The following is a 25868-nucleotide window of genomic DNA, read 5'->3' as shown; positions in this document are numbered from 1 at the left end:
ATGCGTGACGCAGTAGTGGTGGAGGCCGTCCGTACGCCGATCGGGCGCCGGAAGGGAAGCCTCGCAGACGTTCACCCCGTCGACCTGTCCGCGACGGTGTTGAACGCACTGACCGAAAGGGTCGGTCTGGCACCTGAGATCCTCGACGACGTCATCTGGGGCTGTGTCGGCCAGGTCGGTGAGCAGGCCGGCAACATCGCCCGGAATGCGGTGCTTGCCGCGGGCTGGCCGGAGCAGGTGCCGGGCACCACGATCGAGCGCCAGTGCGGATCCAGCCAGCAGGCACTGCATTTCGCTGCGGCCGGCGTGATCGCGGGCCAGTACGACGTCGTCGTCGCGGGCGGTGTCGAGTCGATGACCCGTATCCCGATGGGCTCCGCGCGCCGCGTCGGACTCGGCGACCCCAACAGTGATGCGATCAAGACCCGCTACGACGGCCACGAGTTCAACCAGGGGCGCGGGGCGGAGATCCTCGCCGATCGATACGACCTCAGCCGAACCTGGTTGGACGAGTACAGCCTCGAATCCCACCGCCGCGCCGCGCAGGCGATCGACGAGGGACGCTTCCACGCCGAGATCGTTCCCGTCCCCCTCGGCGACGGTACCAAGTTCACCACCGACGAGGGCGTCCGGCGGGACTCGACCGTCGAGAAGCTCGGTCAGCTGTCGACACCGTTCGCCGAGGACGGCCGCGTCACCGCCGGCAACGCCTCGCAGATCTCGGACGGCGCCGCGGCGCTGCTGGTGATGACCAGCGAGCGCGCACGGGCGCTCGGGCTGCGCCCGATGGCGCGCATCCACACGGCGACCGTCGTCGGCGACGACCCGGTCACCATGCTCGCCGGCCCCATCCCCGCCACGGCGCGGGTCCTGCAGCGCGCCGGACTCCGCCTCGACGACATCGACGCCTTCGAGGTCAACGAGGCGTTCGCGAGCGTCGTCGGCGCCTGGCAGCGGGCGACCGGAGCACCGGCGGACCGGGTGAACGTCAACGGCGGTGCCATCGCGATCGGCCACCCCTTGGGCGGCTCCGGCGCCCGCCTGGCCACGACGCTCCTGCACCACATGAGCGCCAACGGACTCCGCTACGGCCTGCAGACGATGTGCGAGGGCGGCGGCATGGCGAACGCCACGATCTTCGAGAATCTGAGCGGTCGCCTGTAGTTTCGGGCGCGTTCGTCAGGGCGACGCGGCGGCCCCGCACCGACTTGATCGGTGCGGGGCCGCCGCGTCGGTTGTTTCCCTGTTTCCCTGGCCGCACTCACACCGGCGGCAGCGGCACCTCGTCGGCGCCGGTGGCGACCTGGATGCGGCGAAGCAGCAGCGCGCCACCGACATTGACGGCCAGGTGCAGCAGGGCCGGCGCGAGCACGCTGCCGCTGCGGGCGCGCAGCCAGTCGAAGACGAGTGACGCGGCGGCCGTGAACGCGACGGTGCCGGGCACCGAGTCGTTCGCGACGTGCGCCGGGTGCACGTGCCAGAGACCGAACGCGGCCGCGCGGACGGACCGCGCGGATGCGGGTGCGAAGGCTCGGTCGGTCAGCGCGGTGAGACTCCCGCGGAACAGCAGCTCCTCGGTGACGACGGTGCCGAACGGGATGTGCGCGGCGACCCACTCGGCGAAGTCGTGGCGCACCTCGTCCGGGACGGAGAATCTGCGGTGCAGCGACGGCGTCGCCGACGCGACCGCATACCCGACGACGGGGACCGCGGCGGCGGCACTCCCCCACACCAATCCCGCCCGGAAGTTCGCGAGTCCCAGCTCTTCTCGACGCAGCCCGCTCGCCAACCCGACACCGGTCACACCGACCGCCAGCAGAGTTCCCGCGGTCGCGCGACCGCGCGACGACAGTCGGAGCGCGGGCTGTACCGCGTTGTTCCACGCCACAAGCGCCACCGACGACACCGTCGCGGTGACCGCCGGCGCGCGTCTCACTTCTCGGGCCCGTCGTGGCCGCGTAGCGCCTCGAGCACCGCGCGCGCGTGTTCGGTGTCGGCGGGCGTCCAGCCGTCGGGCTGGGTGACGGCCACCCAGCCGTCGAGGATCGTGGTGCCGTAGTTGTGGCCGTGCCCGTCCGGGACCCCGGCCGCGTTCGCGAGGTCGGCACTGACCTGCCAGAACGTCACGAACGGGAACCACTTCATCGACGGAAGCCGATCGAATCCCGGCGGCTCGGACAGCCAGTCGGGCCGTTTGAAGATCAGATCGGTGGACCACCACACGACCGGGTCGGACGGGTGCTGGATGTAGAGGACACGCGGTTCGAGCCACGGTCCGGAACCTCCCGGGATGGAGGCGGTGTCGTCCGCGAACCGCACGACGAGACCGTCGGCGTACACCGGCTGCACCTCGGGTGTGCCGGGGTCACGACGCTGAGTGAGTGCCTGCCACAACGGGTTCGCGTTGGGGGGCCCGACCCACAGCACGCCGTCGACGGTTTCGCGGATGTCGGCGAGGCCGTCGAACGCGCCTTCACCGGCCTGCGTGCCGAGGCTCTCGCCGTACACGTACAGCTTGGGCCGGGTGGCCTCGGGTTTGGTGAGCCACCGGTCGTGCACGGCGTGGATCAACGCGTTGCCGGCGACCGTCGCCTTGCCGCGGTCGGCTATGAACGAGATCCAGCTGGGCAGGTAGGAGTACTGCGCGGCAACCAGTGCGCTGTCGCCGTTCTCGACGAGTTCGATCGCCTGCGCGGCGGTGGGGTTGACCCAGCCGGTGCCCGTGGTCGGGATGATCACGAGCGCTTTGCGTTCGAAGGCCTTGGTCCGCTCGAGCTCGTCGAGCACGACGTTCATCCGGGCGGCGGTGTCGTCCGCGGTCTCCAGGCCCGCATACACGCGGATGGGTTCCTTCGCCGGCTTGCCGCTGGCGGCGGTCAGTTCGTCTGCGTGGATGCCGCCGGAGACGAAGTTGCGGCCCTCGAAGCCGAGGGTGTCCCACGGTGCCGCAGACATCGGGCTGCCCGACTTCTCGGGCATTATCGGCTGCACGGCGCCGGGGCGGGTCTCGTTGTTCTGGAGACTGAAGGCCGAGTTGACGGCCGCGTAGCCGACACGCAGCAGGATGCCGTCGACCAGCATGAACACCAGCACCAGCACGACCGCCAGCCCGGCCGCCGACGCGGCCGGTGGAGGGATCTTGAGCAGACGGTTGAGTTGGCGCGCCACCCACCGGACGAGGTCCCGCAGCACCCGCCACAGCGAGATGATCGCGGCGGCGACCAGGGCGCTCAGGCCGAGCGTGCGGAAGTAACCGGTGGTGGTGGTGCCCTCGGCGTTCATGAGCGCCGACAGTTCCCGCTGCCAGCCTGCCGAGTAGGTCAGCATGATCAGCGCCGCCAGGATGGACAGCACCGGAACCGCGACCTTGAGGCCGAGCATGATCTTGTCGGGCAGCGGCCACCACGATCGGCGGGCGAGTCCGAACTCCCAGACCAGCCAGCCGATCGCGGTGCCGACCGCGTAGCCGATCGCCGCGTTGATGCCGCCGATCAGGCCCTGGAAGAGCCAGTCGCGCGGCAGCAGCGACGGCGTCAGCGACCAGCAGAAGAACAGCGCGCCGAACGCGATGCCTGTGAAGTCGAGGTGCAGCAGACCCCACGCCCACACCACGAGCGGATGTCGCACGTCGAACCCGGGGGTGACGGCAGGTGTCGCCGGCTGCGGGGTGTCCCGCAGCTCAGCGAGTGCCTTCCGTTCGACCCCCGAGTCCGTCACGCATCACCCGAACAGTGCCGGGAGGGTCGCCTCGAAAGTCTGGCGCAGATCGGCCATGGTGACCGAGAACTGGCCCTGGACCTCGACGGAGTCGGAGCCCTCGTCGACCACACCGATCCGCACCCACGGCAGGTTGCGGGCAGTGCACATGCCGGTGAAGCGGGTCTCCTCGGTGCGCGGCACCGCGACCAGCACACGCCCGGCCGACTCGGAGAACAGCGTCACGAACGGGTCGGCATCCTCCGGGAGCAGGATCCGGCAGCCGGTCTCGCCGGCCAGTGCGGCCTCGACGACGGCCTGCGCCAGGCCACCCTCGGACAGGTCGTGCGCGGCCGAGATCAGGCCGTCGCGCGAACCGGCGAGCAGGATGTCGGCGAGCAGGCGCTCACGCTCGAGGTCGACCTTCGGCGGCACGCCGCCGAGGTGGCCGTGCTCGACCTGGGCCCAGATGGAGCCGTCGAACTCGTCGCGGGTCTCGCCCAGGAGGATGAGGGTCTCGCCGGGCTCGAGGCCGAGACCGGTCGGGATGCGGCGGTGCACGTCGTCGATCACGCCGAGGACGGCGACGACCGGCGTCGGCAGGATCGCGGTGGAGCCCGTCTGGTTGTAGAAGCTGACGTTGCCGCCGGTGACCGGGATGCCGAGCTGCGCGCAGCCGTCGGCCAGGCCGCGCACGGCCTGCTGGAACTGCCACATGACACCCGGATCCTCGGGCGAACCGAAGTTGAGGCAGTTGGAGACGGCCTTCGGGGTGGCGCCGGTGACGGCGACGTTGCGGTACGCCTCGGCCAGCGCCAGCTGCGCACCGGCGTACGGGTCGAGCATCGTGTAGCGGCCCGATGCGTCGGTGGCCAGCGCGATGCCGCGTCCGGTCTCCTCGTCGATGCGCACGACGCCGCCGTCGGCGTTTTCCGCCAGCACGGTGTTGCCTCGCACGTAGCGGTCGTACTGCTCGGTGATCCACTTGCGGCTGCACAGCGCCGGCGAGGCGATCATCTTCAGCAGCGTCGCCTTCAGCTCGTCCGCGCTCTCGGGACGCTTCAGGTTCGCGGTGGTGTCCGCGATCAGCGCGTCCTGCGTGTCGGGGCGAGCGACGGGGCGCTCGTACACCGGACCCTCGTGCGCGATGGTGTTGGCCGGGGCGTCGACGACGGTCTCGCCGTGCCAGTCGATGACGAGGTGCTCGCCGTCGGTGACCTCACCGATCACGGTGGCGAGGACGTCCCACTTCTTGCAGACCGCCATGAACGCGTCGACGTTCTCGGGGGTGACGACCGCGCACATGCGCTCCTGCGACTCACTGGAGAGCACCTCGGCGGGGGTCATGCCGGTGGCACGCGTCGGAACCAGGTCGAGGTCGATGTGCATGCCGCCGTCACCAGCCGCCGCGAGCTCCGACGTGGCGCAGGACAGACCGGCGCCGCCGAGGTCCTGGATACCGACGACGAGCTTCTCGCGGTACAGGTCGAGACAGCACTCGATGAGCACCTTCTCGGTGAACGGGTCGCCCACCTGGACGGCGGGGAGCTTCTTGGGGCGGCCGCCGGCGCTGTCGTCGAAGGTCTCCGACGCGAGGACGGACACGCCGCCGATGCCGTCGAGGCCGGTGCGCGCACCGAACAGGATGATCTTGTTGCCGGCGCCGGACGCGAACGCCAGGTGCAGGTCCTCGACGCGCATCGCGCCCGCACACAGCGCGTTCACGAGCGGGTTGCCCTGGTAGGAGGCGTCGAACACGGTCTCGCCGCCGACGTTGGGCAGGCCGAGGGAGTTGCCGTAGCCGCCGACGCCGCGCACGACGCCGTCGACGACGCGACGGGTGTCGGCGTGGTCCGCGGCACCGAAGCGCAGCTGGTCCATGACCGCGATCGGACGCGCGCCCATCGCCATGATGTCGCGGACGATGCCGCCGACGCCGGTGGCCGCGCCCTGGTAGGGCTCGATGTACGACGGGTGGTTGTGCGACTCGACCTTGAAGGTGACCGCCCAGCCGTCGCCGATGTCGACGACGCCCGCGTTCTCGCCGATACCGGCGAGCATCGAGGAGCGCATCTCGTCGGTCGTGGTCTCACCGAAGTACTTGAGGTGGACCTTCGAGGACTTGTAGGAGCAGTGCTCGCTCCACATCACCGAGTACATCGCGAGCTCGGCGTCGGTGGGACGGCGGCCGAGAATCTCCTTGATGCGGGCGTACTCGTCGTCCTTGAGGCCCAGTTCCTTGAACGGCTGAGCGACGTCGGGAGTCGCGGAAGCGTGAGTGACGGTATCTACCTGCGGAGACACGGGGCGTGTGGTCCCTTCCCTCTGGGATCGAATCGGCAGGGCGGGCGGCGCACTGCCAGGGCAAAGTCTAGCCGGGGTCACCGACGCGCCGTGCACCCAGTGCTCGCCGGTCGGTTAACCTGGCCCCGTTTCGCGCGCACGGCGGAAAAGTCCCGCCTCTCGATCTCGTCGACACCGAACCACGGCGCCGTGAACAGACCCGCCGCCACGGCGATCGCGACGGCCAGTGACACCGTCGCAATCTGTCCGAACGTCACCATCCGGCGAGCAACGTCCACCGGGACGCCTCGGCGCACGAGTGCGCACAGGCGGGCCACAGCCCCCACGAGTGCGGCAATCAGCCCGATCGGCGTCGGTAGCAGCACCATCAACTCGAACAACGGGCCCGGCTCGACCATCCCCGAACTCACCAACTGAGGCACCACGAACAGCCACACCGGCACGGTGCACAGCACCGATACCGCAGAGGCGGCGGCAAGTGTCCTCATGACCGGAACGTAACCCAGAGCACGGGGCGACGAGGACTCCTTGTTCACCCTGACTGAAAAAGCCTCGGACCCCGGACACCAATCATCAAGTGGGGGTTGACTACGCAGCCTTTCGCCTGCCACCCTCTCACTGAACCGCCTGAACGCTCGCTCGGTTCAGTTCACTGGGAGGAAGGGAAGCGCATGTCCACCGATATCGAACTGTCAGATCTCACGAATCTGCTGGATGCATCGCCCAGCAACTGGGGCAAGTGGGGGGCCGACGACGAAGTCGGAAGCCTCAACTACCTGACCGCCCAGCAGGTCATCGCCGGCGCAGCGCTGATCCGACGAGGGTCGGTATTCACACTCCAGCGACTGATCGGGGATCCGAAGGGCGATCCGGTGTGGCCCGGTCGTTCACCGGCCACGCGCGAGATGATCTACGACGAATCCGATTGGGACGAAGGCGGTTCGGGCCCCTGCTTCCCGGGCGGTCTCCACTACGCCGACGACAAGATCGAGGCCTTCCTGCAGGGCTCGACGCAGTACGACGCCCTCGGTCACGTCTGGTACGACGGCAAGATCTGGAACGGCTACGACGCCCGCACCACCGTCGGCGGCATGGACAAGGCCGGCGTGGAACCGATCGCCCAGCGCGGTGTCGTCGGCCGCGCGATTCTGCTCGACATGGCACGACACTTCGACAAGGAGTACCTCGGCCAGCGCGAGACCTTCGACCACAACGACCTCGAGGCCTGCGCGAAGCGCCAGGGAATCGAGATCCGCAACCGCGACATCATCATCATCCGCACAAACCATCTCGAGATGTTCTTCCGCGACCGGGACGCCTTCTACGCGGATTTCTGCGAGCCGGGCCTGGTCTACTCCCCCGAATTGGTCAAGTGGTTCCAGGACAAGGAGATTCCCAACCTCGTCACCGACACCATCGCCAACGAGGTGACCACCGACCCCGACAACGGGATGGCGCTGGTCCTGCACAACGCCCTGATGCGCAACCTGGGCGTGGCCTTCACCGAGATCTGCGATCTCGAGAAGCTCGCCGCCGACTGCGCCGAGGACGGAACCTACGAGTTCTTCTACGTCGCGGCCCCACTCAAGATCCATCAGGCCACCGGTGCGCCGGTGAACCCGGTGGTGATCAAGTGACCTATCGCGACCGCCCCTGGCTGTCCCTCTATCCGGAGGGACTGAGCCCCGACATCACCCCGGAGTTCCGCGACGGCCTCGACATGTTCCGATCGGCCGTGCGACGTGCCCCGGACATGCCCGCCATCAAGTACTTCGACGGGTCGGTGACCTACAGCGAGCTCGATGCCGCGTCGGACGCCCTGGCGAACCATCTGCAGCGTCACGGCTTCGGCCGCGGCGACCGCCTGGCGCTCTTCGTTCAGAACAACCCGGCGTTCGTGATCGGATTGCTGGCTGCATGGAAGTGCGGCGGTGCCGGCGTCGCCGTCAATCCGATGAACAAGCAACGCGAGGTCACCTACCTGCTGCAGGACTCGGGCGCGCGAGCGTTGCTGGTCCTCGACGACCTGTACGAGTCGGTGGCGGAACCCGTACTCGGGCAGGAGGAGACGTCGGTCCGACTGGTCGTGACGACGTCGGCGCTCGACGGGCAGCAACGCAACGACGATCGCCTGTTCGGTGGACTGGCCCGACGGAGCCTGACCACCGATGACCTGTACACCATCGTCGCCGACCACGACGGACGCCGTCCGGACCCAGTGACCGTCCAGGACGACGACCTCGCGATCCTCACCTACACGTCGGGGACGACCGGTAAGCCGAAGGGCGCCATCAACACTCACGCGAACTTCGCGTTCAACGCCCAGACGTACCGCGACTGGGCCTACCTGCGTGACGGCGATCCGGTGCTCGGAATCGCCCCGCTCTTCCACATCTCCGGACTGGTCGGACACATCATGGTGGCGTTCCTCACGGCGTCTCCGGTCGTCCTCTCGCACCGCTTCCACCCGGAGGTCATGCTCGACTCGATACGAGAGCATCGCCCGGTGTTCACCATCGGCGCGATCACGGCCTTCATCGCGCTCGCCGGCGCGGACGGCGCCTGTCCGGCCGACTTCTCGTCGCTGCGAGCGGTCTACTCGGGCGGCGCACCCGTGGCGCCGGCGGTCGCGGACCGCCTGGAATCGATGTTCGGGACGTACATCCACAACATCTACGGGCTCACCGAGACGAGTTCCCCCTCGCACGCGGTGCCCGCTGGGATGCGCGCGCCGGTCGATCCCGAGTCCGGTGCCCTCTCGGTCGGCGTGCCCGTCTTTAACACCGTCGTACGGGTGCTCGACGAGCAGGGCAATGAGGTTCCCGCCGGGCAGGTCGGCGAGTTCGCCACGTCCGGACCGCAGGTGGCTCCCGGCTACTGGAACAATCCGGAGGCGACCGCCGCGTCCATCCCGGGCGGCGAATTGCGCACCGGCGATGTCGGATTCATGGACGCGGACGGCTGGTTCTACCTGGTCGACCGCAAGAAGGACATGATCAACGCTTCCGGCTACAAGGTGTGGCCGCGCGAGGTCGAGGACGTGCTGTACGGTCACCCCGCCGTCCGGGAGGCCGCGGTCGTGGGCATCCCCGACGAGTACCGGGGCGAGACCGTCAAGGCTTTCGTGTCGCTGGCCCCGGGCACATCGGCGACGGAGGAGGAGTTGATCGAGTTCTGCCGCGAGCGGATGGCGGCATACAAGTACCCTCGCTCGATCGTGGTGGTCTCCGATCTGCCGAAGACCGCGACCGGGAAGATCCTGCGTCGAGCGATGCGCGACAACGGAATTCCGGCGGCGGGAGCACAGTGATGGGATCCGAAGTGAGTGGATCGGTCGCCATCGTGACCGGCGCTGCCCACGGCCTCGGGTTCGCCCTCGGGCGCGAGTTGCTCGGCCGCGGATGCCGCGTGGTCTTGGCCGACAGGGACGAGGGCGGCGTGCAGGAGGCCGGCGAGACGCTGCGTCGGGAACACGGCGACCAGGTCAGGTGGATTGCCGGTGACGCCTCGGACGCACACGACATCGAACGATCGGTGGCGCTCGCCGAGTCGGCCTTCGGTCCGGTGGACCTGTACGTCGCGAACGCCGGCGTCTTCCAGGGCTTCAGCCTGGACGCCTCGGACGAGCAGTGGACCACCTCGTGGGAAGTGAACGTACAGGCCCACGTACGCGCCGCCCGCCTTCTCGTCCCATCGTGGCTCCAGCGCGGCGGTGGTCGGTTCGTGTCCATCGCGTCGGCGGCGGGATTGCTGACCCAGTTGGGTTCGCCGACGTACTCGGTGACCAAGCACGCCACCGTGGGGTTCGCCGAGTGGCTCGCGGTCACGTACGGCGACCTGGGTGTATCGGTGACGTGCGTATGTCCGATGGGCATCGCGACCGCGATGATCGGCGACGCCTCCGGATCGGCGGACCGACAGATGCGATCGGCGGCCGCCACGATCACCCGCGCGGGCGACGTGATGACGCCGGAAGATGTTGCCCGCCACGCGATCGACGGTGTCGCCCGCAATCAGTTCCTCGTCCTTCCGCACGCCGAGGTGGCAGATTTCCGCGCCCGGAAGGCCGCCGACATCGACCGTTGGATCTCGGGAATGCAGCGGCACAGGCGCGTCACCGACGCCGCTGTCGACTGACCGGGGCTGGGAGTACGCCGGTCACATGCCGAGCATCGCGCGGGCATGACCGGCGTACTCCTGCGCAACCTGCTCCGGGGAGAGCGGCCCGGTCGGGTCGAACCACTGCGGCAACGCGGTGCACATCGTGGTGATGGCCCGCGCGGTCGTATACGGCCGAGGGTGGGTCACTGCACCCGAAGCGGCCGCCCGGTCGAGTTCGGCGTCCATCAGTCCCTGCAGCGCGCGACGCTCCGCGGCGATACGCGCCGCCGCGGGTTCCTCCAGGCTGCGGGTCTCACTGGTGCCGACCACCGCTATGTCGCTGCGCACCACGTAGTAGAGCGACAATGCCTCCACCATGTTCGAGTAGCGCTCGACCGGATCCGATCCGCCGTCGTCACGGGCCCGGATCAGCCGGAGCCGCAGTTCCTCGATGATCATGTCCACGATGGCGACCAGCAGGCTCTGCTTGCTGCGGTAGTGGTGGTAGACGCCCGCCACACTGATGCCGGCACCGTCGGCGATCATGCGCATGGTCGCCGCGTGGTAGCCGGTCTCCGTGAACACGTCTATCGCCGAACCCAACACCGGATCGACCGACAACGGCGCGAACTCACGCCACGTCCCCACCGCGCCGGCGACCGGATCCGCGATCGACGGCTCAGCGACCGGCCCGTCGAGCAACTGTTTGACCGGGATGCGGAGTTCGTCGGCGATCTCCTGGAGGCGCGCCAACGTGGGCGAGACCTTGTCGTTCTCGATCGCGCTCATCGTTCCCACGCTCACCCCGATACGCGTCGCCAGCTCGCGGAGGGTCAGGCCCACGAGGTTTCGCTCGCGGCGCACGTTCGGGCCCACAGCGACAGCAGCTTGTTCAGCCATGCTGAACATGGTAGCGATCGGATCCCCAGGTCCGATCATGTTGCGTGTCGTAGGGTTCAGTGCATCTCGCCGAGCGCCCTCCGGGGCGACCAGCGGCGCGGGATCGAGAGAGGTGAGTAGATGACGTCCCCGACGAGGCCGTGGCTGGCCAGCTTCCCCGCCGACCACCCCGATTCGATCACGCCCGACTTCGACAACGCGTTGGCGATGTTCGATGCCGCGGTGCAGCGAATGCCGGAGGCAGTCGCAATCCACTACTTCGACGGCACCGTCACCTACGGCGAACTGAGCTCGGCGGCCGACGCCCTCGCCTGCCACCTCCAGGAACTGGGATTCGGCCGCGGCGACCGACTGGCGCTGTGCACGCAGAACAACCCCGCCTTCCTGATCGGTGTCGTCGCGGCCTGGCGAGCGGGCGGCACTTCCGTCGCGCTCAGCCCCATGTGCAAGGAACGGGAGTTCGCCCATTTCGTCGACGACTGCCGCCCCCGGGCGCTGCTCATCCTCGAGGACGTGTTCGAGACCGTCGCGGCGGCATGGCTTCGCGAATGCCCCGTCGAGAACGTCGTCACCGTGTCCGCGCTTGACGGCCAGCGTCGTAACGATCCCCGCCTGTTCGCCGCGAGCCGCCGGATCCCGATGGGCGCCACGGACCTGTACGAGCTGGTGGCCGCCCACGACCCCACCGGCCGCCCGACGATTGCCGACAGCCCGGCCCCTGACGACCTGGCGATGATCATGTATACCTCCGGAACCACGGGTGTTCCGAAGGGCGCCATGCTGTCTCATCGCAACCTCGTCTTCAGCGCGCAGGTGTACCGGGACTGGGCGCAACTGGATCCGGGCGACCGCGTGCTCGGACTGTCGCCGCTTTTCCACATCTCGGGGCTGGTCGGACACGTGATGGTGAGCTTCCTCCTGGGATCGCCGCTGGTGCTGTCACACCGCTTCCACCCGGAGGCGATGCTCGACTCCATTCGTGAGCACCGGCCGACGTTCGCGATGGCCGCGATCACCGCATACATCGCCCTGGCCGACGCCGGGGCGGACGCCGACGATCTCTGCTCGCTGTCCGCGCTCTACTCGGGCGGTGCACCGGTCTCCCCCGCCATTCTGACTCGACTCGAATCCGCGTTCGGCAAGTACGTCCACAACATGTACGGCCTGACCGAGACGAGTTCGCCGTCGCACGCCGTACCACTCGGCCGACGAGCACCGGTGGACCCCGAGACCGGGGTGCTCTCGGTGGGAATACCGGTGTACAACACGGATGTTCGGGTGGTCGACGAAGCGGGCCGGGACGTTCCGGCCGGCGACGTGGGCGAACTCGTGACCACCGGGCCACAGGTCGTCCCCGGATACTGGCCGAACACCGAGGTTGGCAACACCGACACGAACACCGTTCTGACCGGCGACGTCGGATTCATGGACCGTGACGGCTGGTTCTACGTCCTGGACCGCAAGAACGACGTCATCAACGCGTCGGGATACAAGATCTGGCCGCGTGAGGTCGAAGAGGTCCTGCTGAACCATCCCGACGTGAAAGAAGCTGCGGTGGTGTGCATTCCGGACGACTACCGAGGCGAGTCGGTGAAGGCCTTCGTCGTCGTCCGCGAGGGCGCCGACGTCAGCGAGCTCGATCTCATCGAGCACGGTCGTCGTTCGATGGCTGCCTTCAAGTACCCCCGCGAGGTTCAGTTCGTGGCCGCGCTGCCGAGAACCCTCACGGGCAAGCTGATTCGCAGCCAGCTGTGAGCCGTCGGCGCGCCGGCTTCGAGATCGAGGTTCGCGCGTAAACCAAACGACCTCCGGCCGATGGCCGTGTACTGGACACGACCATCGAACCGGAGGTCATCGTCGTCACGCGCCGACGCGCCACACTCGGGCGCGCTCGGCGGACTTGCTAGCTGCCGTTCTGCAGGATCCGGGTGATCGTGTCGCCGAGGACGTCGCTGATCGATCCGGTCGAGGACAGCTGACCGTCGGCCGACCCGAGGCCGGCGCCGTCGAGGCTGCCACTGACCGTCTCACCGGCGTTCTTGCCGCGGACGGTGAAGCAGGACGTCAGGTTCGGGAAGTTGGCGCCGACACCGACGGTGCCGTCCGTGGAGATGCCACCACTGGTCACGAGGTCACCAGCCTTGACGTTGTCCGGGACCTTGTAAGTGATCTCGAGGGTGACCGGATTACCGGAGTTGACGAACCAACCGGTGCTGGTCACGTCCCACCCGGCGCCGTTCTTGTTCGGCGTGACCGGCTCGGACACCTGGCCGAGCGGCAGGTGGTACGCCGTCAACTTGGCAGCGACAGGGGCACCGAACCCGGCCGGCGGGTAGTCGGTGATGCGGCTGACGTACGGGTTGCCGATGCCGGTGGTGCCGACGACCGTCTTGTAGGTGACCTCGTTACCGGCGGCTGCCTCCGTGACGTTCACGGTCTTGCTGTAGGTGTGCGTGACACCCACCGTCCAAAAGTCCTGCTTGGTCGTGTTCGACGACTGCTGGCAGACGGGTGCGGCGGCCGCGGTTCCGGCTCCGACACCGAGTCCGACCGTGATGCCCGCCGCGACGAGAGCGGCCGAGGCGGTTGCGGCCGCAACGCGGCGCAGGGAAGTACGAGACATGCAGAGTTCTCCATTCGGTCCGTGAAGGGCCGTCGCCATATGCCGAACATCCCCGCAGTCAGCGCAGGCACCGCCCTGGTCGACCCGTCCGAGTCGACACGAATACAGCCGTGACTCTTTTTACTGGACTTTCGTCCAGTTCCGCAGGAGAACGGGAAAAACTCGCGCCCCGCCTATCGCACCGGCGTCAGGAAGGCTGCGAGCGCATCGGCGTACATTCGGACATCCTTCGCGCCCATCAGCTCTCGCGCCGAGTGCATCGCCAATTGCGGGGCTCCGACGTCGACCGTCGACAACCCGGTCCGTGACGCGGTGATCGGCCCGATCGTCGTCCCGCACGGCAGGTCGGCGCGATGGACGTACCGCTGCAGCGGAACGCCGGCACGGTCGCAGGCGAGCGCGAATTCGGCGGTCCCGCTGGCGTCGGTGGCGTAGCGCAGATTCTGGTTGACCTTGAGCACCGGTCCGCCGTTGATCTCGATGCGGTGGGCGGGCTCGTGCCGGTCGGGGTAGTTCGGGTGCGTCGCGTGCGCCATGTCGCCGGACGCGCACACCGAACCCGACATCGCCCGCAGGAAGTCCTCGCGTCCGCCGCCGCGCAGCAGGACGATGCGCTCGAGCACGGAGTTGAGCAGGTCCGAGAAGGCGCCGCGGTCGGACATGCTGCCGACCTCCTCGTGATCGAAGAGCGCGAGCACCGGCGTGCAGTCGCCGGGGTCGGCGACGGCCGCGAGCAGCGCCCGGACGCCGGCGTAGCAGGTGCCCTGGTTGTCCAGGCGGGGGGCGCTCACCAGCGACGAGTCCGCACCGACCACCGCGGACGGCGCCAGGTCGTGGGTCATCAGTTCCCAGCCGAGCACCGCGTCCGCGTCCACTCCCGCCTCGCCGGCGAGGAACCCGATGAACGACCGCGGCCCGCCGCCGCTCCCCCACACCGCGTTGACGTGCCGCTGCGGGTCGAGTTGGACGCCCTTGCGGTCCTCGGACAGGTGGATCGCCAGCTGCGGCACCCGCAGGATGGGCTCATCGACGCGGACCAGCACCTCCTCGACCGCGTCACTGGACCGGACGCTGAGCCGTCCGGAGATGCCGAGATCACGGTCGAGCCACGAATTGAGCCACGCCCCGCCGTACGGCTCGAGGCCGACGAGCTGCCATCCGGCCGACACCAGGTCGGGATGCTGCTTGACGCGCAGGTTCGGGCTGTCGGTGTGCCCGCCGACGATCCTGAACGGCCCGGCCGGCCCGTCCCCCGCCGGCCCCTCGGTGCTCCATGCGATCAGTGATCCGCCCCGGATCAGGTAGTACCGACCGGGCGCGGCGGGCCAGGCGTCGGTCTCCCGCAGCTCGGTGAATCCGTTCTCGGCGAGTTCGGCCGCCACGGTCGCGCACACGTGGAACGGTGACGGCGACGCGTCGACGAAAGCACACAATCCCTGGGCGTCGGCCTGCGTAGTCGATGGCATACCGACAATCATGCAGTACCGAACTCAGTGTGCTCCGGAGACGCAGAACTGGTTGCCCTGCGGATCGGCGAGCACCACCCAGCGGAAGCCGTCCATGTTCTCCCGATGCACCTCGCCGGCCCCCGCGGCGACCAGGCGCTGAACCTCGGCGTCGAGATCGGGCGACACCAGGTCCATGTGCTGCCGGTTCTTGCCGGGCGTCGGGTCGGCGACCTTCTGGAAGCCGAGCTTCTGCCCCCAGCCGGGGATACCGACGATGTAGAACCAGCCTTCGTTCTCCTGCTCGATGACGCCGCCCATCTGTTCGGACCACCACTTCGCAAGTGCGCCCGGGTCGGTCGAGTCGATCGTGATCATGCCGAGTGTGAGTGCCATGACCGGACGCTAACGCGGGGGTACGACAGGCGTCAGCGTTCCGGCAGCACGGGCAGCGCGCACACGGAATCGAGACCGAGCACGTGATTGAGGCGTCCCGAGGCGATCCACGACCCGATGCACATGCTCAGCTCGACGATCTCGCGCTGGCTGTAGTGCTCGGCCATCCGCGCCCAGAACTCGTCGTCGAGGTTGTGGTGGTCGAGCGCGTACCGCTCGGCGTACTCGGCGGCGAGCCGCGTCCGGTCGTCGAAAGCGTCTGTGGTGCGCCAGTTCTCGACGGACTCGAAGAAGGCGTCCTCGACCTTCTCGCCGTCGCGCTCGGTGCGCCAGTCCATGCAGACGATGCAGCCGTTGATCTGGGCGATGCGCAACCGCGCGGCCTCGAACTCGCGCAGCCCCAGCGTGGACTCCGAGTAGACCGCGAGCGACAGCTTGGACGCGGGGATGCCGATGGCGGGCACCAGTTCGCCCCACACGTAGCCGACGGGGTCCTTGCCCTCGGGGATGTCGATTCTCATTGCTGGATCCTTCCGGTTTCCCCCAGTGTGCCCGCCGCGACGGCGCCTGTCGGCGAAAATCCCAGTGCCGGCGAGGGACGCAGCGGGACGTCGAGCGCGTCGTACAGTCCGGGTTCGGCGTCGACGAGCCAGTCGATGGCGCCCACGAGCCGTCCGACGGCTGTGGCGTTGCCGCCGGCGGCACGGCTGCCGTCCTCGTCGGTGGCCTCGACCGTGACCTCGATCCGCGGCCGGCCCTCGACGATCACACGGTGCGCCCCGGCACCGCCGTCGGGCGGCGTCGGCCAGTCCGTCGCGCACGACGGGTGGATGCGGGTGACGTGTTCGACGACGATCCGGGGCACGCCGCCGACGATGCCCTGCACCTCGAACCGCAGCGCACCCTGCGTCCCGGAGGCGAACTCGCCCATCGTCGCGGTCGCGACGTCCGATTCGAGCGGACGTCGCTGCACGGTCTCGCGGATCTCGTCGAGGTCGACGCCGAGCGCCCGCGCCATCAGCCGAATCTGCCCGCCCCACACCATCGTCGGCACGGTCGGCGCGATCATCGGCGGCTCGTAGTCCATCGGCTGCCCCATTCCGACCAGGTACCGCACCGAGTCCGGCTGGTCGTACGTGGAGTAGTCGAAGATCTCCTGGCACCGGATCACGTCGACGGTCGAGCCGAGCCCACTCATCAGGAGCGGCAGCACGTCGTTCCCCCAGCCGGGGTCGACGCCGGACACGAAGAGCGAGCCGCCCGCGGCCGCGATCGCGTCGACGATCGGATCCCGGATCTCGGGCGGGGCGCTGCGGTGGTCGTACAGCGCGTACACCGACGGCGTCACCACGACGGCCCCGGTGCGCAGGATCCGCACCAGGTCGGCGAGGGCGTCGTCGGGCCGGATGTCGCCGGACGCCGCGTAGACGACCGCGTCGGGGCGGGCGACGAGGACCGCGTCGATGTCGTCGGTCGCGGCGACCCCGACGTCGGCGCCGACGTCGCCCAGGGCGCCGGCGTCCCGGCCGACCTTCGCGGGGTCGTGCACGACGACGGCGGACAGTTCGAGGCGGGGGTTCGCGTGCACCGCGCGGATCGCCGCACGCCCGACGTTGCCGGTGCCCCAGACGACGGTGGTGATCATGCGCGGCACGCTAGCGAATACGCCCGCACCGTAGGTGCGGTTCCGCGCAGACGAAGGGACCCTCCGGTCGCTCACAGCGACCGGAGGGTCCCTTCAGGTCTCGGCTGGGCGCCGACGGCTCAGGCCGTCAGGACGCTCTCGAGGACGGAGTAGAACATGCCGAGTCCGTCGTCGCTCGGGCCGGTGAGCGGCTCGGTGGCGTGCTCGGGGTGCGGCATGAGGCCGACGACGCGTCCGTTGGCCGACGCGACGCCGGCGATGCCGCGCTGCGAGCCGTTCGGGTTGTCGCCGGCGTAGCGGAACACCACGCGGCCTTCGCCCTCGAGCTCGTCGAGCACCTGCTCGGAGGCCTGGTAGCGGCCCTCACCGGACTTGAGCGGGACCAGGATCTCGGCGCCCGCCTCGTAGCGCGACGTCCAGGCCGTCGAGCTGGTCTCGACCTTCAGCCACTGGTCGCGGCAGACGAAGTGCAGCCCGGCGTTGCGGGTCAGTGCGCCCGGCAGCAGACCGGCCTCGCACAGCACCTGGAAGCCGTTGCAGATACCGAGCACCGGCATGCCGCCCTCGGCGGCCTTGACGACCTCACCCATGACCGGCGCGAAGCGCGCGATGGCACCGCAGCGCAGGTAGTCGCCGTAGGAGAAGCCACCGGGGACGACGACTGCGTCGACGCCCTTGAGGTCGGCGTCGCCGTGCCACAGGCTCACGGCCTCGCCACCGGCGAGACGGACGGCGCGGGCGGCGTCGACGTCGTCGAGCGTGCCCGGGAACGTGATGACTCCGATACGCGCACTCACTGGACTCGCGTGACCTTCCAGTCCTCGATCACCGTGTTCGCCAGAAGCGACTCGGCGATCGTGGCGAGCTCGTCGTCGCTGACGCTGTCGTCGACCTCGAGCTCGAATCGCTTACCCTGGCGAACATCCGACACACCGGCATGACCGAGTCGGGACAGCGCCCCGACAATGGCCTGCCCCTGCGGGTCGAGAATTTCGGCCTTGGGCATGACATCGACAACGACACGGGCCACGTGCTGCTCCTCGCTATGGCTGGTTTCCGCCCGGGATCGCACCGGGCATGCAGGAGTTTACCGGGCAGCCCGGTCCGCTCCCGAACCGAGTGAACCTCCGACGCCACCCCCGCCCACCGATGTGATCCCGCATACTCGTCTCATGCGACTCACGCACTTCGGCCATTCCTGTGTCCTGGTGGAACTCGACGGCGCAAAGATCCTGTTCGACCCGGGCAATTTCTCCCACGGATTCGAGGGGATCACCGGACTCGACGCCATCCTGATCACGCATCAGCATCCCGATCACGCCGATCCCGAGCGACTGCCCGCGCTGGTCGATGCGAACCCCGGAGCCGGGTTGTACGCCGACCCGCAGACGTCGGCGCTGCTGGGCGAGGCGTGGACCGCGGTGTACCCGGGCGACGTCTTCAACGTCGGCGAGGTCCAGGTGACCGGCACCGGCGGCACCCATGCGGTGATCCACCCGGAGATCCCGCTGATCGACAACACCGCCTACCTCCTCGGCGACGCTCAGAACCCGGCCAAGCTCATGCACCCGGGCGACTCGCTGTTCGTGCCGGAGCAGAAGGTCGACGTCCTCGCGATCCCGGCCGCTGCGCCGTGGCTCAAGATCTCCGAGGCCGTCGACTACCTCCGCGCGGTGCACCCGCGGGTCGCGGTGCCGATCCACCAGGCCGTGGTGGCCAAGGAGGCGCGTGGCATCTACTACGGACGCCTCACCGAAATGGGACCAGGCGGAACGGAATTCCGCGTCCTTCCCGAGGAGTCCGACGTCGAGGTGTCCTGACCGACGCGCGGTTCAGACCCACTGCACCAACTGCCAGACGATCCCGTTGGGGTCGACGAACTGGCAGTAGCGCTCACCCCACGGCTCGGTCTCGGGTGCGGTGACGACCGTGGCCCCCTCGGCCGCGATACGCGCGAACTCGCGGTCGATGTCCTCGACGACGAACGCGATCAGCAGACCCTGACCGGCGGGACCGGCGATGGCGGCCGGCTTGAACGTCCCGAGACCGGTGCGCAGGAAGATCACGTTGATCCCCGCATCCGGATGGGCGAGGGACACGAAGCCGTCGTCCGACATCGCCTCGGTGAACCCGAAATGGGTCTTCGCGAACTCGGCCGACGCGTGCGTGTCTGCGACGTTCAGAGACAGGGCTGTACCAGTGACCTTCATGTGAACCTCCACGACGAGAGAAACCTTATGCACTGTATAAAGTACAGCAATCTTCCGTTTGTTCCCGCCCTCGGAGGCGTGTTGTGGCTCGCGAACTGATCGACCTGCTGTGGCGCGACCATCCCGACGCCCCACGGGGCGGCACCCGCGGGCCCCGCGCGAAGGTCACCACGACGCAGGCGGTCGACTCCGCCGTCGCGATGGCCGACCGCGAGGGCTTGGAGGCCGTGACCGTACGGCGGCTTGCCGCCGATCTGGGCATCTCCGCGATGGCGCTGTACACGCACGTCGGCTCGCGCGACGATCTGCTGGTCCTCATGGTCGACGCGGTACACGCCGGCCGGACTCGCGCGGCGTACACCAGTGACGATTGGCGGGACCGTGTCCGGCAGGTCGCCGAGGCGGAGATGGCGCTCTGCACGGAGCATTGGTGGTTACTGGACGTGGCCGACCAGCGTGCAGCCTTCGGCCCCGGGACGATCGCGAAGTACGACCACGAACTGCACGCCTTCGACGAGACGGGCATCGACGACGTGGAGCGCGATGCCGCACTCACGTTCGTCACGGACTTCGTCCGCGCCTCTGCGCGGGCACGCCGCCCCGACCCCCACGCCGCCGACATGGCGGAGCTCTGGACGACCGCGAGTGAACGTTTGGCCGGATATCTCGGCGACGGTTTCCCCCTCGCGCAGCGCGTCGGCGCCGCCGCCGGCGAGGCCATGAATGCGGCCTACAGCCCCGAACACGCGTGGGACTTCGGCCTGAACCGGGTGCTGGACGCGCTCGAGTCCCTCATCCGCACCTAGAGACGCCCGCCTGACGAAAAGCGTGGCGGCTCAGGCCACCTCGCGCACGCCCTCCCGCAGCGGCCAGCGGTACACCGCGGGCTCCGCCCCGTGGTGCAGCGTGAGGTCGACGGCGTCGAGCAACGCCTGCCGCGGCCCGGGCTTGCCGAGTTGCTTGGCCGAGATCGCCAGCCGCACCAGACGCCCGCGCCGGGCTCCGCGGGACGCGTTCAGCACCATCGTGCGGCATCGCCACGGCTCTGCACGGAAGCCGTCACCGAGTCCGATGACGTGGCTGCGGACACTGGTCCCGTGGGCGAGGTCGCGGATCGCGGTCATGCCGGCCAGAAGTCGGAACCCGGTGCTCGGCAGCACCGAGACGGCGCCGGGCGAGGCGATCCACCGCGGCGCCGCGAACAGCCGGGTCCGCAGGCCCGCATCCTCGAGGACGCGATCGGCGGCCAGCAGTCGCAGCCGGGCCTCGTGTTCGGGCAGCACCGCGAACTCGGCGCGGCGGCGTTTGGTGGCGGCCTGGTCGTAGCCGTGCAGGACGATCGCGTCGCCGCGATCGCGGCGCTCGCGCAGCCATTCCTGTGTGGCCTGATCCGAGACCAGTCGGTACTTGTCCTTGAGCCGCGGTGCGACGAGCAGCGACAGCGGGACGGATCTGCGATCCATCTCCGCGGCGAACTCGGCGACGAGGTCGCGCGTCTCGTCCCTGATCCCCGACACCGACACGATCACCTGTCCGGTCATGGCTTCGAGCGTTGCAGCCGCAGGTGAACGACAGACGGCGCCCGTGCACACATTCGGTGGAGGAATGCGAGCGGGCGCCGTCGGATGCGTGCCCTAGCGGGGCAGCACGGCCTCGATGGCCGCGATCACCTCGGGGGCATCGGGTTCGGTGCGCGGACGGAACCGGTTCGCGACCGTTCCGTCGGGGGCGATCAGGAACTTCTCGAAGTTCCACTGGATGTCTCCGGCCTCGCCGTCTGCGTCGGCGATCTTGGTGAGTTCGGCGTAGAGCGGGTGCCGGTTCTCGCCGTTGACCTCGATCTTCTCCATCAGCGGGAAGGTGACGCCGTACGTGGTGGAGCAGAAGGTCTGGATCTCCTCGGGCGTGCCCGGCTCCTGACCCATGAACTGATTGCACGGAATGCCGATGACGGTCAGGCCGCGCTCGGCGTACTCCGAGGCCAGCTTCTCGAGCGCCGTGTACTGCGGGGTCAGGCCGCACTTGGAGGCCACGTTCACCACGAGGACGGCGCGGCCGCCGTACTCGCCCAGGCTGGTCGGCACACCGCCGAGGGTGTCGATCGTGATGTCTTGCAGCGGAGTCGTCATGCGCACCAACCTAGCCAAAGCCTCGGACTCGTGCTTGTCCCACGCGCGGGCACCGTGCGTCGGAAAAGCCATCCGCCCCACGAACATCAGGCGTCCACCAACTCCCGCCCGGCGGTGGTCGCGCGCACCGCCCTCGCGCGCTCCGGGGACTCGTCCGCTGCCTCGGCCTCTTGGTCGTCGACCATGGTCGACTCGTCGAACGGGAGTTCACCCGCGAGAACGGCGCGGACGCGCTCGTTGTCCACGGACTTGGTCCAGGTGCCGACCAGCAGCGTCGCGACGGCGTTACCGCTGAAGTTGGTGACCGCACGCGCCTCGGACATGAACCGGTCGATGCCGACGATCAAGCCGACGCCGTCGAGCAGCTCGGGCCGGTGGCTCTGCAGGCCGCCCGCGAGGGTCGCGAGCCCGGCGCCGCTGACGCCGGCCGCGCCCTTCGACGCGATGATCATGAAGACCAGCAGCGACGCCTGCTCGGGCAGCGACAGCGGCTGCCCCATCGCGTCGGCGATGAAGATCGACGCCATCGTCAGGTAGATCGCGGTGCCGTCGAGGTTGAACGAGTAGCCGGTGGGCACGACGACACCGACGGTGGTGCGTTCGACGCCGATGTGCTCCATCTTGGCGATGAGCCGCGGCAGGGCCGACTCGGACGACGACGTCGCGAAGATCAGCAGGTATTCGCGGGCGAGGTAGCGGACGAGCTTGAAGATCGAGATGCCGGCGACCGCCCGCAGGATGCTGCCGAGCACACCGAACACGAAGATCAGGCACGTGAGGTAGAAGCCGAGCATGAGCGCGCCCAGCTGGACGACGGCGCCCAGACCGGTCTGCCCGACGACGTTGGCGATCGCGCCGAACGCACCGATCGGCGCGAGCCACAGGATCATCGACAGGACCTTGAACACGAGCTTCTGCACGTGCCCGACGCCCCGGAGAACCGGCTCGCCCTGCTTGCCCATCGCCTGCAGACCGAAGCCGACCAGCAGCGCGATGAACAGGGTCTGCAGGACGCTGCCGGAGGTCAGCGACGACAGCATCGACGTCGGGATGATCGACGCGATGAAGTCCATGGTGCCGCCCGCGGCGTGCGCCTTCTCGGCAAGTGCCGCACCGGTGTTCGCGGTGTCCGGCGTGATGTGGAGGCCGCTGCCCGGGTTGAGCAGGTTACCGACGACCAGACCGATGCCGAGGGCAACGGTGGACATGCCGATGAAGTACGCGAGCGCGAGTCCGCCGACCTTGCCCACGCTCGCGGCCGCGCGCACCGAGCCGATGCCGAGCACGATGGTGCAGAAGATGACGGGGCTGATCATCATCTTGATCAGGTCCACGAACATCGTGCCGAGCACGCCGAGCGACTTGCCGACGTCGGGCGCGAGCCACCCGACGAGCACACCGGCCACGACGGCGACGACGACGCCGACGTAGAGCCAGTGCGTGCGGTCACGCGTCTTCTTGCTCTCGACGGGTTGCGCCGGCCCCAGCGTCCCTGCTGCACTCGTGCTCATGCGGTGTCCTCTTGATCGGATGGATACTCGAGGAGCCGGCTCGGTTGATCTTCGAGTGATCGGGGTCACGCCGACTCGTCTGTGAATGCTGGTCCCCGACGAGGCGCCGGTGAAGTTTGTGTTCATTAGTTTCACGAGAGGATCGACGTGCCCCGCGGCACCTCCCGCCCACCGATGAGCGTCGCTCGTCAACTGCTGATACTGCAGCTGGTGGTCTTGACGCTGGTCATCGCTGCCGTGTCGGCGTTCGCCGTCGTCGACGAGCGCCGGGACTCCGACGACGCGACACGACGCGAGGTGACGAGCATCGCGCAGACGCTGGCGCTGTCGGATTCGACGGTCGCCGCGCTGCGTGGGCCCGATCCCACCGCCGTGCTGCAGCCCGAGGTCGAGCGCATCCGCGCAGCGACCGGGACGGACTTCATCGTCGTCATGGCACCGGACCGCACGCGCTACACCCACCCGGACCCGACGCTCATCGGGCAGCGCTTCGAGGGCCACATCGAGCGGGCGCTGGCCGGCGAGACGTTCACCGAGACGTACTCGGGATCGCTCGGGCCGTCGATCCGCGCGGTCACCCCGGTGGAGTCGGACGGGCAATTGGTGGGTCTGGTGTCGGTGGGCGTGACCCGGGAACGGGTCGGCGAACAGTTCGCGCAGGGGTTGCCGTCGCTGCTGGGCATCGCCGCGATCGCGGTCGTGATCGCGGCGGTCGGCGCGGCGCTGGTGAGCCGACGGATCCGCCGGCAGACCCTCGGACTGGACCCCGACCAACTGCGCCGGCTCTACGAACACCACGACGCGGTGCTGCGGTCGATCGGCGAGGGACTGATCGTGTTCGGCCGCGATCGCGACGGCCGGGTCCGCGTGGACGTCGTCAACGACGAGGCCCGCCGGCTGCTGTGGCTGCCGGAGGGTCCGATCACGCCGGACCAGCTGCCCGAGACGCTGCGGCGCATCGGGCCCGACGCCGACGGCGAACAGGACGAGGTGCACGTGACGGCCGACCGGATCCTGGTCGTCGGTCGAGCACCCGTCCTGTGGGAGGGGCGGCGGATCGGGACCGTGGTGACGTTGCGTGACCACACCGAGTTGCAGAGTGCCCTGGGCGAACTCGATTCGGCGCGCAGCGTCGCGGAGTCGCTGCGCGCGCAGGCGCACGAGTACGCCAACCGCCTGCACACGATCGTGACGATGGTCGAACTGGGCCACCACGACGAGGCGGTCGCCTTCACGACGGCCGAACTGGCGACCTCCCAGCAGCTGATCGACCGTCTGATGGCGGCGGTGCACGAGCCGGCGCTGGCCGCGCTGCTGTTGGGCAAGGTGACCGAGGCGGCGCAGCACGGCGTCGAACTGACGGTCACCGAGGACACCGCGCTCGGCCCGGTGACCGCGCTCAGCCCGCTCGAGCTGGTCACCGTGGTCGGCAACCTGGTCGACAACGCGATCGACGCCGCCCGGGCCGGCGAGGACGAGGGCGCGTGGGTGGAAGTGACCGTGGTGGAGGAAGATTCGATGCTCGTCGTCCGGGTGGCCGACAGCGGGCCCGGCATGGATCCGGACGCCCTCGCGCGGGCGACCACCCGCGGATACTCGACCAAACCCGTGGACGGACGACCGGCGCGGCAACGGGGACTGGGACTGGCCCTCGTCGCGCAGATCGTCACGCGGCACGGCGGACGGTTGCGCACCGAGCCGTCACTGGCAGGCATGCTGGTGGTCGAAATTCCGTTACCCAGGCGGTCGCCACGGACCGGCGACACGGAGGGTGGGGACCGATGATCCGCGTGCTGGTCGTCGAGGACGAACCGTTGATCGCCGAGGCGCACCGCTCGTATGTCGAACGCATCGAAGGGTTCTCGGTGCACGCGGTGGCGCACACCGCGAAGGACGCGATGCGTGCCGTCGCCGAGGCCGCCACGTCGGAGGAACCGATCGACCTGGTGCTGCTCGACATCGGCCTGCCCGACGCGAGCGGGCTCGATCTCGCGGGCGCGCTCGGCGGCCTGCGCCCGAGTCCCGACATCATCGCGGTCACGTCGGCCCGTGACCTCGACGTCGTGCGGACGGCGGTGACCCGCGGGGTGGTGCTGTATCTGCTCAAGCCGTTCACGTTCGCGGCGCTGCGCGACAAGCTCGAGCACTACCGCGAGTTCCGGGCCGCGCTGCCCGCGGGCGGGACCGCGGCGAGTCAACGCGACATCGACCGTGCGATGGCGGTGCTGCGCAGCGCCGACGCGCGCGCCACCACACCGAAAGGTGTTGCCCCACAGACAGCAGACCTGATCGGGGTCTGCGTGCGGGACGCCGACGGCCCGCTGACGGCCGCCGAGGTCGCCGCCGCCGTCGGGGTGTCCCGAGTGACGGCGTGGCGCTACCTCGAGCGGCTCGCCGACGACGGCGTGCTCGCCCGGCACACCGAGTACGGCCGCGCCGGGCGACCACAGGTGCGCTACACCTGGGCAGGCGCCCAGCGGTGAGAGCCGCCGGTCAGCACGTGCCGGCGAACTCGACGATCGTGGATCCCCATCCGAGTGACCCAACTCGCCCCCGAGCCCGGCGACGTGTTGCTCAACAAATGGCGCTACAGCGCCTTCGCGAGAACCGATCTGCGACAGCGCCTCGCGAACCTCGGGCGAGATCAGTTGATCGTCACCGGCGTGTACGCCCACATCGGGTGCCTCACCACGGCGCTCGACGGGTTCATGCAGGACGTCGAGATGTTCCTGGTGTCGGACGGGCTGGCCGACTTCTCGGCGGCCGAGCACCGGCAGGTCCTCGACTACGCCGCCGCAAGGTGCGCGGTGGTGGCACCCACGGCACACGTGTTGTCGGCACTGGCCATGCCTGTTCCGGTGTGAGACGTGAGTGGGGCGGGCACCTTCCGGCGCCCGCCCCACTGACG

General features: G+C 69.0%; 25 protein-coding genes and 1 pseudogene. 10 read left to right on the top strand and 16 right to left on the bottom strand.

Features of this window, described 5'->3' with window-relative positions:
* On the top strand, window positions 1-1164 hold the full coding sequence (locus ACQ5DX_RS01785; protein WP_430330986.1) for a thiolase family protein: 1164 nt from the start codon (window positions 1-3) through the stop codon (window positions 1162-1164).
* A gap of 97 nt (window positions 1165-1261) precedes the next feature.
* On the opposite strand, the gene ACQ5DX_RS01780 is transcribed toward ACQ5DX_RS01785, so the two are convergent.
* The 4 genes from ACQ5DX_RS01780 to ACQ5DX_RS01765 all read right to left on the bottom strand — a co-directional run bounded on the left by ACQ5DX_RS01780 (window position 1262) and on the right by ACQ5DX_RS01765 (window position 6488).
* The gene (locus ACQ5DX_RS01780) at window positions 1262-1936 is read right to left on the bottom strand and encodes a CPBP family intramembrane glutamic endopeptidase (RefSeq protein ID WP_430330985.1); all 675 of its coding nucleotides are present in this window, start codon (window positions 1934-1936) and stop codon (window positions 1262-1264) included.
* The gene (locus tag ACQ5DX_RS01775) at window positions 1933-3717 is read right to left on the bottom strand and encodes an alpha/beta hydrolase (protein ID WP_430330984.1); all 1785 of its coding nucleotides are present in this window, start codon (window positions 3715-3717) and stop codon (window positions 1933-1935) included. The genes ACQ5DX_RS01780 and ACQ5DX_RS01775 overlap by 4 nt, the downstream gene beginning before the upstream one ends.
* A 3-nt stretch (window positions 3718-3720) precedes the next feature.
* Window positions 3721-6000, bottom strand: coding sequence for a phosphoribosylformylglycinamidine synthase subunit PurL (gene purL, locus ACQ5DX_RS01770; RefSeq protein WP_430330983.1), 2280 nt, complete (start codon window positions 5998-6000; stop codon window positions 3721-3723).
* A gap of 77 nt (window positions 6001-6077) precedes the next feature.
* Window positions 6078-6488: a hypothetical protein gene (locus tag ACQ5DX_RS01765; RefSeq protein ID WP_430330982.1), complete on the bottom strand. Its 411-nt coding sequence runs from the start codon at window positions 6486-6488 to the stop codon at window positions 6078-6080.
* Between the two features lie 183 nt (window positions 6489-6671).
* On the opposite strand from ACQ5DX_RS01765, the gene ACQ5DX_RS01760 reads away from it, so the two are divergent.
* The 3 genes from ACQ5DX_RS01760 to ACQ5DX_RS01750 are packed head-to-tail and all read left to right on the top strand — an operon-like array spanning window position 6672 to window position 10137.
* The gene (locus tag ACQ5DX_RS01760) at window positions 6672-7637 is read left to right on the top strand and encodes a cyclase family protein (RefSeq protein WP_430330981.1); all 966 of its coding nucleotides are present in this window, start codon (window positions 6672-6674) and stop codon (window positions 7635-7637) included.
* The gene (locus ACQ5DX_RS01755; RefSeq protein WP_430330980.1) at window positions 7634-9310 is read left to right on the top strand and encodes a class I adenylate-forming enzyme family protein; all 1677 of its coding nucleotides are present in this window, start codon (window positions 7634-7636) and stop codon (window positions 9308-9310) included. Before ACQ5DX_RS01760 ends, ACQ5DX_RS01755 begins: the two co-directional genes overlap by 4 nt.
* The gene (locus tag ACQ5DX_RS01750) at window positions 9310-10137 is read left to right on the top strand and encodes an SDR family oxidoreductase (RefSeq protein ID WP_430330979.1); all 828 of its coding nucleotides are present in this window, start codon (window positions 9310-9312) and stop codon (window positions 10135-10137) included. Before ACQ5DX_RS01755 ends, ACQ5DX_RS01750 begins: the two co-directional genes overlap by 1 nt.
* Window positions 10138-10158: 21 nt before the next feature.
* Here ACQ5DX_RS01750 and ACQ5DX_RS01745 read toward each other — a convergent pair whose 3' ends face one another.
* Window positions 10159-11001: a TetR family transcriptional regulator gene (locus ACQ5DX_RS01745; RefSeq protein ID WP_430330978.1), complete on the bottom strand. Its 843-nt coding sequence runs from the start codon at window positions 10999-11001 to the stop codon at window positions 10159-10161.
* 120 nt (window positions 11002-11121) lie between these two features.
* Between ACQ5DX_RS01745 and ACQ5DX_RS01740 the strand changes: the two genes are divergently transcribed.
* Window positions 11122-12756, top strand: coding sequence for a class I adenylate-forming enzyme family protein (locus tag ACQ5DX_RS01740; RefSeq protein ID WP_430330977.1), 1635 nt, complete (start codon window positions 11122-11124; stop codon window positions 12754-12756).
* A gap of 148 nt (window positions 12757-12904) precedes the next feature.
* Here ACQ5DX_RS01740 and ACQ5DX_RS01735 read toward each other — a convergent pair whose 3' ends face one another.
* From ACQ5DX_RS01735 to purS, 7 genes are all read right to left on the bottom strand, one after another.
* Window positions 12905-13624: a hypothetical protein gene (locus ACQ5DX_RS01735; protein ID WP_430330976.1), complete on the bottom strand. Its 720-nt coding sequence runs from the start codon at window positions 13622-13624 to the stop codon at window positions 12905-12907.
* Window positions 13625-13797: 173 nt separating this feature from the next.
* Window positions 13798-15090, bottom strand: a complete 1293-nt coding sequence (locus ACQ5DX_RS01730) for a M18 family aminopeptidase (protein WP_430330975.1) — start codon at window positions 15088-15090, stop codon at window positions 13798-13800.
* A gap of 24 nt (window positions 15091-15114) precedes the next feature.
* Entirely contained in the window at window positions 15115-15465 is a 351-nt protein-coding gene (locus tag ACQ5DX_RS01725; protein WP_430330974.1) for a VOC family protein, read from the bottom strand.
* Window positions 15466-15497: 32 nt separating this feature from the next.
* Entirely contained in the window at window positions 15498-15986 is a 489-nt protein-coding gene (locus ACQ5DX_RS01720) for a carboxymuconolactone decarboxylase family protein (RefSeq protein ID WP_430330973.1), read from the bottom strand.
* The gene (locus ACQ5DX_RS01715; RefSeq protein ID WP_430330972.1) at window positions 15983-17110 is read right to left on the bottom strand and encodes an NAD(P)H-dependent amine dehydrogenase family protein; all 1128 of its coding nucleotides are present in this window, start codon (window positions 17108-17110) and stop codon (window positions 15983-15985) included. Before ACQ5DX_RS01715 ends, ACQ5DX_RS01720 begins: the two co-directional genes overlap by 4 nt.
* 119 nt (window positions 17111-17229) lie before the next feature.
* Window positions 17230-17907 (bottom strand): phosphoribosylformylglycinamidine synthase subunit PurQ, encoded by a 678-nt coding sequence (gene purQ, locus ACQ5DX_RS01710; RefSeq protein ID WP_430330971.1) that lies wholly within the window; start codon window positions 17905-17907, stop codon window positions 17230-17232.
* Entirely contained in the window at window positions 17904-18140 is a 237-nt protein-coding gene (gene purS / locus ACQ5DX_RS01705; RefSeq protein ID WP_430330970.1) for a phosphoribosylformylglycinamidine synthase subunit PurS, read from the bottom strand. The genes purQ and purS overlap by 4 nt, the downstream gene beginning before the upstream one ends.
* Window positions 18141-18282: 142 nt before the next feature.
* On the opposite strand from purS, the gene ACQ5DX_RS01700 reads away from it, so the two are divergent.
* Window positions 18283-18930 carry an MBL fold metallo-hydrolase gene (locus ACQ5DX_RS01700; RefSeq protein ID WP_430330969.1) on the top strand — a complete coding sequence of 216 codons (648 nt, stop codon included), beginning with the start codon at window positions 18283-18285 and terminating at the stop codon, window positions 18928-18930.
* A 12-nt stretch (window positions 18931-18942) separates the two neighbouring features.
* On the opposite strand, the gene ACQ5DX_RS01695 is transcribed toward ACQ5DX_RS01700, so the two are convergent.
* Entirely contained in the window at window positions 18943-19320 is a 378-nt protein-coding gene (locus ACQ5DX_RS01695; RefSeq protein ID WP_430330968.1) for a VOC family protein, read from the bottom strand.
* Window positions 19321-19403: 83 nt separating this feature from the next.
* Between ACQ5DX_RS01695 and ACQ5DX_RS01690 the strand changes: the two genes are divergently transcribed.
* Window positions 19404-20126: a TetR/AcrR family transcriptional regulator gene (locus ACQ5DX_RS01690; RefSeq protein ID WP_430330967.1), complete on the top strand. Its 723-nt coding sequence runs from the start codon at window positions 19404-19406 to the stop codon at window positions 20124-20126.
* A 30-nt stretch (window positions 20127-20156) separates the two neighbouring features.
* On the opposite strand, the gene ACQ5DX_RS01685 is transcribed toward ACQ5DX_RS01690, so the two are convergent.
* The 3 genes from ACQ5DX_RS01685 to ACQ5DX_RS01675 form a co-directional block, all read right to left on the bottom strand.
* Complete coding sequence (locus ACQ5DX_RS01685; protein ID WP_430330966.1) at window positions 20157-20861, bottom strand: DUF2334 domain-containing protein; 705 nt, start codon at window positions 20859-20861, stop codon at window positions 20157-20159.
* Window positions 20862-20954: 93 nt separating this feature from the next.
* A complete protein-coding gene (locus ACQ5DX_RS01680; RefSeq protein ID WP_430330965.1) occupies window positions 20955-21449 on the bottom strand; it encodes a glutathione peroxidase in 495 nt (164 codons plus the stop codon).
* Window positions 21450-21535: 86 nt separating this feature from the next.
* Window positions 21536-22960: a cation:dicarboxylate symporter family transporter gene (locus ACQ5DX_RS01675; protein WP_430330964.1), complete on the bottom strand. Its 1425-nt coding sequence runs from the start codon at window positions 22958-22960 to the stop codon at window positions 21536-21538.
* A gap of 174 nt (window positions 22961-23134) precedes the next feature.
* On the opposite strand from ACQ5DX_RS01675, the gene ACQ5DX_RS01670 reads away from it, so the two are divergent.
* The 3 genes and pseudogenes from ACQ5DX_RS01670 to ACQ5DX_RS01660 form a co-directional block, all read left to right on the top strand.
* On the top strand, window positions 23135-24745 hold the full coding sequence (locus tag ACQ5DX_RS01670; protein ID WP_430330963.1) for a sensor histidine kinase: 1611 nt from the start codon (window positions 23135-23137) through the stop codon (window positions 24743-24745).
* Window positions 24742-25443 carry a response regulator gene (locus tag ACQ5DX_RS01665; RefSeq protein WP_430330962.1) on the top strand — a complete coding sequence of 234 codons (702 nt, stop codon included), beginning with the start codon at window positions 24742-24744 and terminating at the stop codon, window positions 25441-25443. The genes ACQ5DX_RS01670 and ACQ5DX_RS01665 overlap by 4 nt, the downstream gene beginning before the upstream one ends.
* Window positions 25444-25497: 54 nt before the next feature.
* Window positions 25498-25824: pseudogene (locus tag ACQ5DX_RS01660) on the top strand (isochorismatase family protein); the annotation flags it as partial.
* Window positions 25825-25868 lie beyond the last annotated feature (44 nt).

It is taken from the genome of Rhodococcus sp. ACT016 (genome assembly GCF_050477185.1).
In the GTDB taxonomy this organism is placed as follows: Bacteria; Actinomycetota; Actinomycetes; order Mycobacteriales; family Mycobacteriaceae; genus Prescottella.
This window is presented reverse-complemented; position numbering and strand designations above follow the sequence as displayed.

Coding starts and splice junctions, on each gene's coding strand:
- ACQ5DX_RS01785 (WP_430330986.1), top strand. CDS start 1: ATGCGTGACGCAGTAGTGGTGGAGGCCGTCCGTACGCCGATCGGGCGC.
- ACQ5DX_RS01765 (WP_430330982.1), bottom strand. CDS start 6,488: ATGAGGACACTTGCCGCCGCCTCTGCGGTATCGGTGCTGTGCACCGTG.
- ACQ5DX_RS01760 (WP_430330981.1), top strand. CDS start 6,672: ATGTCCACCGATATCGAACTGTCAGATCTCACGAATCTGCTGGATGCA.
- ACQ5DX_RS01750 (WP_430330979.1), top strand. CDS start 9,310: ATGGGATCCGAAGTGAGTGGATCGGTCGCCATCGTGACCGGCGCTGCC.
- ACQ5DX_RS01745 (WP_430330978.1), bottom strand. CDS start 11,001: ATGGCTGAACAAGCTGCTGTCGCTGTGGGCCCGAACGTGCGCCGCGAG.
- ACQ5DX_RS01740 (WP_430330977.1), top strand. CDS start 11,122: ATGACGTCCCCGACGAGGCCGTGGCTGGCCAGCTTCCCCGCCGACCAC.
- ACQ5DX_RS01735 (WP_430330976.1), bottom strand. CDS start 13,624: ATGTCTCGTACTTCCCTGCGCCGCGTTGCGGCCGCAACCGCCTCGGCC.
- ACQ5DX_RS01730 (WP_430330975.1), bottom strand. CDS start 15,090: ATGCCATCGACTACGCAGGCCGACGCCCAGGGATTGTGTGCTTTCGTC.
- ACQ5DX_RS01725 (WP_430330974.1), bottom strand. CDS start 15,465: ATGGCACTCACACTCGGCATGATCACGATCGACTCGACCGACCCGGGC.
- ACQ5DX_RS01720 (WP_430330973.1), bottom strand. CDS start 15,986: ATGAGAATCGACATCCCCGAGGGCAAGGACCCCGTCGGCTACGTGTGG.
- ACQ5DX_RS01715 (WP_430330972.1), bottom strand. CDS start 17,110: ATGATCACCACCGTCGTCTGGGGCACCGGCAACGTCGGGCGTGCGGCG.
- ACQ5DX_RS01700 (WP_430330969.1), top strand. CDS start 18,283: ATGCGACTCACGCACTTCGGCCATTCCTGTGTCCTGGTGGAACTCGAC.
- ACQ5DX_RS01695 (WP_430330968.1), bottom strand. CDS start 19,320: ATGAAGGTCACTGGTACAGCCCTGTCTCTGAACGTCGCAGACACGCAC.
- ACQ5DX_RS01685 (WP_430330966.1), bottom strand. CDS start 20,861: ATGACCGGACAGGTGATCGTGTCGGTGTCGGGGATCAGGGACGAGACG.
- ACQ5DX_RS01680 (WP_430330965.1), bottom strand. CDS start 21,449: ATGACGACTCCGCTGCAAGACATCACGATCGACACCCTCGGCGGTGTG.
- ACQ5DX_RS01675 (WP_430330964.1), bottom strand. CDS start 22,960: ATGAGCACGAGTGCAGCAGGGACGCTGGGGCCGGCGCAACCCGTCGAG.
- ACQ5DX_RS01670 (WP_430330963.1), top strand. CDS start 23,135: ATGAGCGTCGCTCGTCAACTGCTGATACTGCAGCTGGTGGTCTTGACG.
- ACQ5DX_RS01665 (WP_430330962.1), top strand. CDS start 24,742: ATGATCCGCGTGCTGGTCGTCGAGGACGAACCGTTGATCGCCGAGGCG.